Below are 11,912 nucleotides of genomic sequence, written 5' to 3'. Positions count from 1 at the left end.
GGTTCATCCTCTTTTTCAGACTGTCTTTAAAACCTTTTTCAAGGACAAAGAGAAAATCGTCAACGCCCTTCAATTCCCCTATTCAAACGCTAAACTGGAAGCAACCAATAATCTTATCAAACTTATCAAACGAAATGCCTTTGGTTTTCGGAACTTCGAAAACTTCAAAAAACGAATTTTTATCGCTCTGAACATCAAAAAAGAAAGGACGAAATGTGTCCTTTCTAGATCTTAGCTTTTCTTCAACCCACCACAGTTGACAAAGAGCCGATTTTCATTGAGTATTAATTCAGATTTTGCCCCCTATATACAAAAAAAGCCTGTCACACAAGCTCAAATGCTTGATATGATAGGCTTTTTAAAGGCTGATTATTTAACAGCGTCTTTAAGAGCTTTACCAGCTTTGAAGGCTGGAACTTTAGAAGCTGCAATTGTGATTTCTTTACCAGTTTGTGGGTTGCGACCTTTACGAGCAGCACGTTCACGAACTTCAAAGTTACCAAAACCGATCAATTGAACTTTTTCACCAGCTGCAAGGTAGTCAGCTACTGCTGCGAATACAGCTTCAACTGCTGCTGCTGAGTCTTTCTTAGTCAATTCTGTAGCTTCTGCTACTTTAGCGATCAAATCTTGTTTGTTTGCCATGTTAATGATTCCTCCAATTTAATTTCTAATTAACAACTATAATCATATCCTAAAATCCCTTTTAGGTCAAGTTAAAAACGCTATTTATTCGCATTTTCTTTATTTTTTTAGGAGTGGTAACGTACCAAAATAGCCCAAGCGTTTTCACCCGTGTGAGTTTGAATAATAGAACCTGTTTCCAATACTGAAATTGGCTTTTCAACATACGGCTGCAAATTGTCTTTCATCTCTTTTGCCCAATCAGAACTACCAGAATATGAAATTCCAATCTCTGCTACAGAACGTTCAGAGAGTGATGTTATCAACTCATCCAACCATTTTTTAAAAGTTTTAGCGCCACGCCCTTTAACCATTGGTTGCAATTCATGGTCCTTCATCTGCATGACAACACGGATATTGAGAAGTGAGCTCAACAATCCAGTTACACGACCAATTCGTCCACCTTTTACTAGATTTTCTAAAGTAGAAACGCCAATATAGAGCTCCGTATGGTTTTTTACTTCTTCTACATGAGATAAAATTTCCTCCATATCTTTGCCTTCTTGTGCTAATTTAGCAGCTTCGACAACTTGGAATTTCAAGGCTTGGTCAGTGAAGGAACTGTCAATAACTATTACATCAGCAGTAGATAAACTAGCACCTTGGCGCGCTGCTTCTACAGTACCTGAAAGGGCATGGGACATATGAATAGCAAGAATCTGACTGCCATCCTTGCACAAGTCTTCAAAAACTTCAGCGAAAACACCTACAGGTGGTTGACTTGTTTTCGGAAGGTTCTTACTTTCTTGCATCAACCGAAGAAATTTACCTTCTTCTTTCAAATCAGCATCCGAATAAACAACATTATCAATCATTACAGATAGTGGAACGACCGTAATATCTAATTGCTTTACTAATTCTGGCTCAATAGTAACAGATGAATCAGTTACAATCTTAATTTTTGTCATAGTATCAATCTTTCTATTTTAGGATTCAGATTGGTTTTCTTACTTTTAATTATATCAAAAAAAGATTAAAAATTCTAATGGAGTCAATCAAATTTTCCTTAAAAATTTGATATAATCAACTTATAAGAAAAGAGGTGTCCTATGATTAAAAAAATCTATCCCGTTTTAACCATTTTACTAGGTGCTGGCATTTATGCTTTTGGTCTAACCTATTTTGTAGTTCCCCATCATCTCTTCGAAGGAGGGGCTACAGGCATTACTCTTATTACCTTTTATCTTTTTGAAATTCCTGTTTCCCTCATGAATCTGCTGATTAATATTCCTCTATTCATCCTAGCTTGGAAAATATTTGGAGCAAAATCTCTCTATTCTAGTTTGCTCGGAACCTTGGCTTTATCTGCATGGCTAGCTTTTTTTGAGCGTATTCCCCTTCATATTGATCTTCAAGGTGATTTACTAATTACTGCCCTTATATCTGGAATTCTATTAGGAATTGGTCTTGGAATTATCTTTAACGCTGGAGGTACAACGGGTGGAACTGATATTCTAGCTCGTATCCTCAACAAATACACTCATTTGTCCATAGGGAAACTGCTTTTTATCTTAGACTTTTGTATTCTCATGCTCATTCTCCTTATTTTTAAAGATTTGAGATTGGTTACTTACACTCTGCTCTTTACTTTCATTGTATCCCGAGTGATTGATTTGATTGGAGAAGGAGGATACGCAGGTAAAGGATTTATGATTATTACCAAACGTCCTGACCAACTTGCTAAGGCTATTAATGATGACCTAGGAAGAGGTGTTACTTTTATCTCAGGGCAAGGTTACTATAGTCAAAAAGATTTGAAAATCATCTACTGTATTGTCGGAAGAAATGAAATTGTTAAAATGAAAGAAATGATTCATCGAATCGATCCTCAAGCCTTTATAACTATTACAGAAGCCCACGAAATCCTTGGAGAAGGATTCACCTTTGAAAAAGAATAAAAAGAGGTAATGTACTGAACTCAAAAGTTAGACTAAATCATCTATCTTTTGGGTTGCAGACAACCTCTTTTTGTTTATTTAAGCACTTAAAACCAATTCCGAGCGACTTCTTCATCAGCCTTTAACTGATCCACTAATTGATCAACAGAATCAAATTTTGTCATATCGCGAATGCGATCAAGCCAATAAACCATGACGGTCTCGCCATAAATATCTTGATTAAAATCAAAAATGTTGACTTCAAAACGTGCTTCTTCTCCATCAAAGGTCTCATTTTTCCCGACACTAGCCATAGCACGATACTTCTGCCTTTGAATCTCAACATCAACGACATAAACACCATCTGCTGGCATATAAGTACGGTCTAAAAGCACCAAATTAGCTGTTGGATAACCAATCGTACGACCACGAGCATTGCCATGGACCACCATACCTCTTGATGGAAGCGGTGCCCCCAAAAGTTCTCCTGCTTCTTTCACATTTCCATCTAAAATAGCTTGACGGATACGTGTTGAACTAATCTTTCCTTTCTCATCTTCTACAGGTGGAACGATAATGACTTCTCCATCAAAGTAATCCTTTAAGTCTTCTGCCGTTTTTTGGTCAGAACCAAATGTATAATCAAAACCTGCAACAATAATTTTGGCATTCATAGCCTTGATATAAGTTGCAAAAAATTCTTCTGCCGTAAGACTAGCAAATTGACTACTAAAATCAAGGAGATATAATTCTTCTACACCTTCGCGCTTTAATTTCCTCTCACGTTCAGCAGGGTTCAAAATATGTAAAAATAGGTCAGGATGATAAGGCTCTAAAGCAATCTTTGGAGATTCATTAAAGGTCATAACGACGATAGGCAATAAATCCTTTCTCGCAGCCTTATTGGCAACACGAAATAATTCTTGATGCCCCTTGTGTATACCATCAAAATAGCCGAGAACAACGACTGAATCAGATGGTGTGCCAATATCTTTTTGGTTTTTTATAGGAATAGTAATAATCATAAAATAATTATATCATAGTGATAGCTATTTCTGAACCAGAAAATCTGAAATGCTATTTTTTTAACCTGAAGTGTATCATTTTATAAGAATTTTATTTTTGATACTCTTCGAAAATCTCTTCAAACCACGTCAGCGTCTCCTTACCGTACTCAAGTACAGCTTGCGGCTAGCTTCCTAGTTTGCTCTTTGATTTTCATTGAGTATGAAATCATAATAAAGAACAAGAGATTGAGATAAGAATCTTAAAATCAGAAAAACACATCATATCAGCTAGTTAAAACTTGATACAATGCGTTTTATTATAAAAAGATCTACTGGATTTTTTATCAAAATAAACTTCCAGTAGTCTTTTCACTTTTTATTAATAAGTTCCTTCTTCACCTTGGCTAGTCAAGATAACAGGTCCATCTTTCGTAATGACAAATTGGTGTTCATACTGACATGACAATCCACCATCAATGGTCTTATGCGCCCAACCAGTCTTCATATCTGTATCGATTTCCCAGTCACCTGTATTGATCATTGGTTCAATAGTCAAGACCATTCCTTCACGAAGACGGAGTCCTCGACCTGCAATACCATAGTTAGGAACCATTGGTTCTTCGTGCATGGTTGGGCCAACACCATGACCAACCAAATCACGCACTACACCGTAACCACGACTTTCAGCGTATTCTTGAATGGCTGCACCGATATCACCAATACGGTTTCCAACAACAGCTTGCTCGATTCCCTTGTACATAGCTTCTTTGGTTACATCCATCAAATTTTTTACTTCTTCGGACGGTGTACCAACAGCATAAGCCCAACAAGAGTCTGCTAGACCACCAGAGTAGCTCTGAGTGTATTTTTTCATTTGCTCCACATTGTTGAAGTTTAATTTTGAGACATTCAGGTCAGATTTAGCAATAGGACCTCCCAAAACCATATCAACTTTGAGCAAATCACCATCTTTCAAGATATAATGACGAGGGAAAGCATGAGCTACTTCATCATTAAGAGAGCAGCAAGTAGCATAAGGATAGTCCATCATTGCACCGTCAACCCCAATTTGAAGCGGAAGGAAATTTTCTTCCTTACAACGACGGCGAACATACTCTTCTACTTCCCACATATCTAGGCCAGGCTTAATCAAATCACGTAAGCCGATATGAATACTTGCTAGAAAATCACCGGCCTTATCCATAGCTTCGATTTCACGAGCTGATTTTAATGTTATCATTTTTTCTCCTAGTTTCTAATTAATTTTAACAGTCACATTTGCTTTTGAAACAATCTGATGACCATGATAAATATCATAATCAATAATAGCTGATCGTCTAGTATGGTGGATAATGCGTGCTTGAATGCGCAATATATCATCTATCTGGACAGCCTGCAAAAAGTAGATCAGCATTTGTTCGATGATGAGATTGCGACCACTATTCACAACTAAATCTTGGGTCATATGAGTCAGTATCTCTGCCAATACACCGTTAGCTAAAACACCGTTTTTCTCAAGCATAAAGGGTTCCACTGTAATCACTACTTCATCATGGTGATAAGAAAGTTTTTGTCCAATCTGCTCAGAAAAAGTCGGTAGAGCAGAAACTTGGGAACGGCTCATCTTCTCCATGACATCTCGTCTGGTTACAACCCCAAGCAAGGTTTGATTATTTCGAACAACCGGTACCATTTCAAAGTCTTCAGCAATCATCCGTTGACTGACATTAGCAATATTTGTCGATAATCCAACCAAAAATAGACTACGAGACATGACCTTATCAATTGTAGTACTTGGTGATTTATCGCCCGCATCTCTCATAGTTACAACTCCAACGACAACCTGATGTTGGTTAATAACTGGAAAACGACTACTTCGATTCTTACGTACTAAGTCCAAATAATCTTTGACTGTGTCAGTCTCTCTCAGAAAACCATATTCATGACTTGGACGATAAAGCTTCTCAACTGTCAAAATATCTGTTTTGATTTGAACATTTGACAAGGCTTTATTGATCATGGTCGCAACAGTGAAAGTATCATGCTTGCTTCTCAGAACAGGAATCCCTTTTTGATTGGCCAGTTTTAGCACATCATCATGGACCTGAAATCCCCCTGTAACTAGAACTGCATTTTCATTTTCCAAGGCTAGCAACTGAATACGGGTTCGGTCTCCAACAATCAAGAGTCCCCCATCATGAAGATAAGATAAGATATTTTGCTCAGTCATGGCACCGATTGAGAACTTACTGAATTCTCTCTCTAAACCTTCTTGTCCAGCTAACACCTCAGAAGAAGTTACTTCTGCAATTTCTGCATATGTTAATCTTTCGATAGCAACTTTCTTCGATTTAACGCGAATTGTTCCACTACGGGGACGCGTCTCCACAATTCCACGGTTTTCAGCTTCCTTGATGGCCCGATAAGCAGTTCCATCACTGACTCCCAGATGATTAGAAATACTACGAACACTGACCCTTTTACCTACTGGTAATTCCTCCAAATAACTTAGAATTTCCTGATGCTTACTCATTGAATTCTCCTTTTACATACCGAAATTCAAGATAATCCCGCATTTTTCTTGTGTAACGATCACTTCCCTTAAACTGACGAAACAAACTAAATCCAGACTTGAGAGCAACCTTTTGGCTAGCTTCATTTTCAAGATGGGTTATAATGGATAATTGTTTTAAGTCAAATTCTTCAAAAGAAAGTTGGCAAAGTTTTTTTACAACTTCTGTCATAAAACCTTGACACCAAGCGTCTTTCCTCAAAAAATAGCCAAGCTCTGCTTCTTTTTTGATTTCATCTAACTTCTCAAATTTAATAGAACCAATCATTTGTTGATTTTTCTGGTCACAAATTGCCCACACTCCCAAAGGGGACTTCATAAAGTAATTAGCCAGTGCATACTGGCTTTCTTCTAGACTTGCCTGCGTTGGAAAAATAAATTGAAGATTTTCTGGATTCGAAGCTATCTCATAAAAATCCTGACTATCACTAAAAAAGAAAGGACGCAAATACAAGCGATCCGTTTCAAAAAAAGAAAACATTGCTAATTTGGTCCAAATATTCATAAACACCTCTACGGTTTAATCCTCAACAAGTGTAATATCCGCTCCTAGATTACGTAATTTTTCGATGATATCAGAATAACCACGTAAGATAAATTCGATATTGGTAATTTCAGTTTGTCCCTCAGCCATCAAACCAGCAATAACTAAAGCTGCACCAGCTCTTAAGTCCGTCGCTTTAACACTTGCCCCACTCAAAGCACGACCACCTGTATATAAAATATGGCCATTTGTTGTTGATATATCTGCGTCCATCTTAGCTAATTCAAAAACATGGTTTACACGTTTTTCATAAATCGTATCAACAATTGTACCACGACCATTAGCTGTTAGTAAAAGAGGGGTAATCGGTTGTTGCAAATCGGTAGCAAAACCTGGGTAAGGAGCTGTCTTAATATTGATTGCTTTCAAATTAGACTGTTCTTCGACAAAAATACTATCCTCGGATATAGTCATTCGAACTCCCATTTCCTCTAACTTAGCAATGAATCCTTCTAGGTGTTCGTAAAGAACATTATTTATACGAATCCCCTTACCCACTGCAGCAGCTAAGGAAATATATGTTCCCGCTTCAATACGGTCTGGAATTACCTGATGATGTGTTCCATGCAAGCTTTCAACTCCATCAATAATGATAATATTGGTTCCAGCACCACGGATATGGGCACCCATATTATTCAAGAGGGTAGCAACATCAATAATCTCAGGTTCACGGGCTGCATTTTCAATAATGGTACGCCCATTTGCTTTAACCGCAGCAATCATCGTATTAATCGTCGCACCGACACTAACCGTATCCATGTAGATACTTGCGCCGTGAAGTCCTGTATCTTTGGCAGATAACTTCATGTTATCTCCCTCGTAGCTAACAGTTGCACCCATAGCTTCAAAAGCCTTAAGGTGTAAATCAATAGGACGTGGTCCCAAATCACATCCTCCAGGTAAACCAACAGTGGCTTCACCAAAGCGACCTAAAAGACTTCCATAAAAATAATAAGATGCACGAAGACTATTGATTTTCCCATAAGGCATTGGAATATTTTGAACACCTCTTGGATCAATCTCTAACACATCGTCATAACGCTTAACTGTAGCACCCATTAACTCCATGATTTCGACAAGACTAGTAACATCAGAGATATCTGGTACACAATCCAAAGTCACAATATCGTCTGCCAAAATAATAGCCGGAATCAAAGCTACTACACTATTTTTTGCGCCACTAATGGTAATCTCACCTTGCAGGGGTAAACCACCATTGATAACAATTTTTCTCATTTTTAATTTTTAATACTCTTTCAAAATTTCTAAAAAGGTCCTACGTTAAAGTATATCATAAATTCACCCTTTTTTCCATCATTTTCAATTATATTAGCTGAATCGTATTTGTTGGTAACTGAGCTTTCTTAAAAAGTTATGTCCCTTTTTTGCTTTTTTGCCCCCTGAACAGAAAAAAGCCCTTCGGATAAAATCCGAGGGGCTAGAAACGTTGTTAAATCAACGGCCGAACTTTTAAATTTTAAGGTTCGGGATAAAATAGTTCACTGAACTATTTTATTTTTTCAAGTTGTAGAATGATTTCAATCCACGGTATTCTGCTACTTCACCAAGTTGGTCTTCGATGCGAAGCAATTGGTTGTATTTAGCGATACGGTCTGTACGTGAAAGTGAACCAGTCTTGATTTGTCCTGCGTTAGTTGCAACTGCGATGTCAGCGATTGTTGAATCTTCAGTTTCACCTGAACGGTGTGATACAACGGCAGTGTAACCAGCTTCTTTAGCCATTTCGATAGCTTCGAAAGTTTCAGTAAGAGTACCGATTTGGTTAACTTTGATAAGGATTGAGTTAGCAGCACCTTCTTGGATACCACGGGCAAGATAATCAGTGTTTGTTACGAAGAAGTCGTCACCAACAAGTTGTACTTTCTTACCAAGACGTTCAGTAAGAGCTTTCCAACCATCCCAGTCGTTTTCATCCATACCATCTTCAATAGTGATGATTGGGTATTTGTTAACCAATTCTTCAAGGTAGTCGATTTGTTCTGCAGATGTACGAACAGCAGCGCCTTCACCTTCAAATTTAGTGTAGTCGTAAACTTTACGTTCTTTATCGTAGAATTCTGATGAAGCACAGTCAAATCCGATAAATACGTCTTTACCTGGAACATATCCAGCAGCTTCAATCGCAGCAAGGATAGTTTCAACACCGTCTTCAGTTCCTTCGAAACGAGGAGCGAATCCACCTTCGTCACCTACGGCAGTTTCCAAACCACGTGATTTAAGGATTTTCTTAAGAGCGTGGAAGATTTCAGCACCGTAACGAAGAGCTTCTTTGAATGTTGGCGCACCAACTGGCAAAATCATGAACTCTTGGAAAGCGATTGGAGCGTCAGAGTGAGAACCACCATTGATGATGTTCATCATTGGAGTTGGAAGAACTTTAGTGTTGAATCCACCAAGATAGCTGTAAAGTGGGATTTCAAGGTAGTCAGCAGCAGCACGAGCTACAGCAATAGACACACCAAGGATTGCGTTAGCACCCAATTTACCTTTGTTAGGAGTACCGTCAAGAGCGATCATAGCACGGTCGATAGCTTGTTGATCACGTACATCGTAGCCGATGATAGCTTCAGCAATGATGTTGTTTACGTTGTCAACAGCTTTTTGTGTACCAAGACCACCGTAACGAGATTTGTCACCGTCGCGAAGTTCAACTGCTTCGTGTTCACCAGTAGAAGCTCCTGATGGAACCATACCACGTCCGAAAGCACCTGATTCAGTGTAAACTTCTACTTCAAGTGTTGGGTTACCGCGTGAGTCTAGGACTTCGCGAGCGTAAACATCAGTAATAATTGACATTTTTTACTCTCCTTATGAGTTAAATTTTTTACACCTCTATAATACCTTAAAACCCCTCCTTTTTCAAGAAAAAACGTTATCTTTGTGCAAATTTTCCTTAACTTTATAAAGTAATCGCTTTCTTTTGTCTGTTTTATTCTAACTTTTATGATATACTGTTTTCATGACAGATTTATCAAAACAATTACTTGAAAAAGCTCATGGGGGGCCAAAATTAAATCCAGATGAGCAAAGACGCTATCTTGGTACTTTTGAGGAAAGAGTTCTTGGATATGCAGATATTGATACGGCAAATAGCCCTCAGCTAGAAAAAGGCTTTTTATCTATTTTAGAAAACCTTCAAGAAAAGGCTGAGCCTTTATTTGTGAAGATTTCACCAACTATCGAATTTGACAAACAAGTTTTCTACTTAAAAGAAGCGAAAGAAACCAATAGTCAAGCCACCATAGTGTCTGAAGAACATACTTCTTCTCCTTTCGGCCTGGTTATTCATAGCAATGCACCAGTGCAAGTAGAAGAAAAGGATCTTCGACTTGCTTTTCCAAATCTTTGGGAAGTTAAAAAGGAAGAACCAGCCAAAACATCCATCTGGAAGAAATGGTTTGGCTAAATCTTACTCAGACTTAATAAACGCCCAATATTGGCAGCCGTGTGCTCCAGATAGACACTGGCATTTTTCAAACTATCTTCTAGAGGTTCACTTTTCTCCAAAATAGAAAAGGCAGCTTGGATATTTTCAAATGGTAGGGAAGGTAAATCTTCAGCGAGACTACCGCAAATAGCAATAACAGGAACTCCGACAGGGGTTCTTTTTGCAACACCTATAGGCGCTTTACCAGCTAAACTTTGACGATCTAGCCTTCCTTCTCCAACAATAACCAAGTCAGCATCAGAAATTTTCTTATCAAAGTCAATCAAGTCTAGGCAGGTATCAATTCCAGACACGATATCTGCCTGGGCAAAGGCACACAAACCGCCCGCAATGCCTCCACCAGCTCCTGCTCCTTTAAGTTCCAATGTTGCAGGTGAGACTTTTTCATAAAAATATTGGATTGCATGATCTACGACTGCAAACATAGTAGGATGTAAACCTTTTTGTTTGCCAAAAGTGTAGGTCGCACCTTCATATCCACATAAGGGACTCACGACGTCTGCTAGAATACGAATGTGAACATCTTCAGGAATTTCATAGTGATTTTCTGTTGAAACAGAAGCTAAGTTCAATAAGGATTGACCACAAGAGGGCAAGACATTTCCATTCTTATTCATAAAATTGATAACCCAAACCAGCAGCAATCCCCAGTCCTCCATCATTACTGGCCGTACCACCAACGCCAATATAGATATCTTTAATCCCTTGATCGATGAGGTGGCGAATCAATTCTCCGATACCACAAGTTTGGATTTGCAGTGGATTTCGTTTCTCTAGCGGAATTTTCCCAAGGCCAACTAAATCAGCAACTTCGAATAATGCCTGTTGTCCTTTTTGAAAATAAGGCATGGTTGTCCTTTGTCCAAAAGGTCCTGTCACTTGGATCCATTTTTCTTCTAGGTCAAGAGAATGTCGGATAGCATCTACAGTGCCTTCTCCACCATCACCAACAGGGCAGAGGAGACAGTCTACATCTGCTATAGATTGTTGGAATCCTCTCTTAATAGCTTCAGCTACTTTCTGTGCGGTCAAGCTTTCCTTAAACGAATCCGGTGCAATTACAATCTTCATATTTTCCCTCATTCTAAAAAGTCAATCAAAGGAAATACTTCTAAAAAATCCCTCTTGTCAACATGATTCGGTATTTCTTTTTTGAGCACTTCTTTGGCACAAAAAGCAATTCCCAGTCCTGCTGATTTCAACATTAATAAGTCATTAGCCCCATCACCGATTGCAACTGTTCTTTCTTTGGGGAGTTTGAATTCCTTTCTCCATTTTTCCAGAGTTGCTTGTTTGACTTCAGGGCTTATAATTGCTCCAACTAATTTTCCTGTTAAAAAACCTTCTTTGACTTCAAGTTGGTTGGCAGAGAAATAGGCAATGTCGAGGGATTTTGCTAATCTCGCAACTATTGGTGAAAATCCACCAGACACCAGACCAACTAGGATGTCGTTCTTTTGGAGAATAGAGATAAATTTCTGGGCATTTGGCGTTAGATGAATAGTGTTGAAGACTTTATCAAAAACCGAAATAGGAAGACCTTCCAACAAGGAAACTCTTTTTCTTAAACTGCTTTCAAAGTCTAACTCTCCTCGCATTGCCCGACTTGTAATCTGTGAAATTTCCGCCTCACGACCTGCCTCTCTTCCCAACAAATCAATCACTTCTTCTAGGATTAAGGTTCCATCAACATCCATGACACACAAGCCTTTTACTTGAGACATCACTCCTCCTCTCTAAATAGCCTAAAAATCGTATG

Annotated in this window: 12 protein-coding genes and 1 pseudogene; 3 read left to right on the top strand and 10 right to left on the bottom strand. The window is 38.5% G+C overall.

Going from position 1 to position 11,912, the window contains the following annotated elements; genetic code table 11:
• On the top strand, positions 1-235 hold a 235-nt coding region (locus CJ239_RS11105; protein WP_142367010.1), incomplete at its 5' end, for a transposase.
• Between the two features lie 134 nt (positions 236-369).
• Here the strand turns inward: CJ239_RS11105 and CJ239_RS11100 are convergent.
• A complete protein-coding gene (locus tag CJ239_RS11100) occupies positions 370-645 on the bottom strand; it encodes an HU family DNA-binding protein (protein WP_001284637.1) in 276 nt (91 codons plus the stop codon).
• A gap of 107 nt (positions 646-752) precedes the next feature.
• Positions 753-1,592, bottom strand: a complete 840-nt coding sequence (locus tag CJ239_RS11095) for a DegV family protein (RefSeq protein ID WP_102211605.1) — start codon at positions 1,590-1,592, stop codon at positions 753-755.
• 141 nt (positions 1,593-1,733) lie between these two features.
• Here CJ239_RS11095 and CJ239_RS11090 point away from each other — a divergent pair, with 141 nt between their 5' ends.
• On the top strand, positions 1,734-2,582 hold the full coding sequence (locus CJ239_RS11090) for a YitT family protein (protein WP_102211604.1): 849 nt from the start codon (positions 1,734-1,736) through the stop codon (positions 2,580-2,582).
• Positions 2,583-2,668: 86 nt separating this feature from the next.
• Here CJ239_RS11090 and CJ239_RS11085 read toward each other — a convergent pair whose 3' ends face one another.
• From CJ239_RS11085 to eno, 6 genes are all read right to left on the bottom strand, one after another.
• The gene (locus CJ239_RS11085; RefSeq protein WP_102211603.1) at positions 2,669-3,586 is read right to left on the bottom strand and encodes a bifunctional riboflavin kinase/FAD synthetase; all 918 of its coding nucleotides are present in this window, start codon (positions 3,584-3,586) and stop codon (positions 2,669-2,671) included.
• A gap of 361 nt (positions 3,587-3,947) precedes the next feature.
• Positions 3,948-4,808 (bottom strand): methionyl aminopeptidase, encoded by an 861-nt coding sequence (locus CJ239_RS11075; RefSeq protein WP_000631534.1) that lies wholly within the window; start codon positions 4,806-4,808, stop codon positions 3,948-3,950.
• Positions 4,809-4,823: 15 nt separating this feature from the next.
• Positions 4,824-6,101 carry a CBS-HotDog domain-containing transcription factor SpxR gene (gene spxR, locus CJ239_RS11070; RefSeq protein ID WP_102211602.1) on the bottom strand — a complete coding sequence of 426 codons (1,278 nt, stop codon included), beginning with the start codon at positions 6,099-6,101 and terminating at the stop codon, positions 4,824-4,826.
• Positions 6,094-6,645: a GNAT family N-acetyltransferase gene (locus CJ239_RS11065; RefSeq protein WP_102211601.1), complete on the bottom strand. Its 552-nt coding sequence runs from the start codon at positions 6,643-6,645 to the stop codon at positions 6,094-6,096. The genes spxR and CJ239_RS11065 overlap by 8 nt, the downstream gene beginning before the upstream one ends.
• 15 nt (positions 6,646-6,660) lie before the next feature.
• Positions 6,661-7,920 (bottom strand): UDP-N-acetylglucosamine 1-carboxyvinyltransferase, encoded by a 1,260-nt coding sequence (locus tag CJ239_RS11060; RefSeq protein WP_102211600.1) that lies wholly within the window; start codon positions 7,918-7,920, stop codon positions 6,661-6,663.
• 276 nt (positions 7,921-8,196) lie between these two features.
• Positions 8,197-9,501 carry a surface-displayed alpha-enolase gene (gene eno, locus CJ239_RS11055; RefSeq protein ID WP_000022813.1) on the bottom strand — a complete coding sequence of 435 codons (1,305 nt, stop codon included), beginning with the start codon at positions 9,499-9,501 and terminating at the stop codon, positions 8,197-8,199.
• A gap of 163 nt (positions 9,502-9,664) precedes the next feature.
• On the opposite strand from eno, the gene CJ239_RS11050 reads away from it, so the two are divergent.
• Positions 9,665-10,111, top strand: coding sequence for a YueI family protein (locus tag CJ239_RS11050; RefSeq protein ID WP_102211599.1), 447 nt, complete (start codon positions 9,665-9,667; stop codon positions 10,109-10,111).
• Here CJ239_RS11050 and CJ239_RS11045 read toward each other — a convergent pair.
• Both CJ239_RS11045 and serB read right to left on the bottom strand, forming a co-directional pair.
• Positions 10,108-11,224: pseudogene (locus tag CJ239_RS11045) on the bottom strand (glycerate kinase). The gene CJ239_RS11050 and the pseudogene CJ239_RS11045 overlap by 4 nt on opposite strands.
• 8 nt (positions 11,225-11,232) lie before the next feature.
• Complete coding sequence (gene serB / locus CJ239_RS11040; RefSeq protein ID WP_102211598.1) at positions 11,233-11,877, bottom strand: phosphoserine phosphatase SerB; 645 nt, start codon at positions 11,875-11,877, stop codon at positions 11,233-11,235.
• Positions 11,878-11,912: the final 35 nt, after the last annotated feature.

Origin of the sequence: Streptococcus sp. UMB0029 (assembly GCF_002871495.1) — a bacterium.
Classification (GTDB): Bacteria; Bacillota; Bacilli; order Lactobacillales; family Streptococcaceae; genus Streptococcus.
The sequence above is the reverse complement of the archived record's forward strand: the minus strand, read 5'-3'. Positions and strand labels throughout refer to the sequence as shown.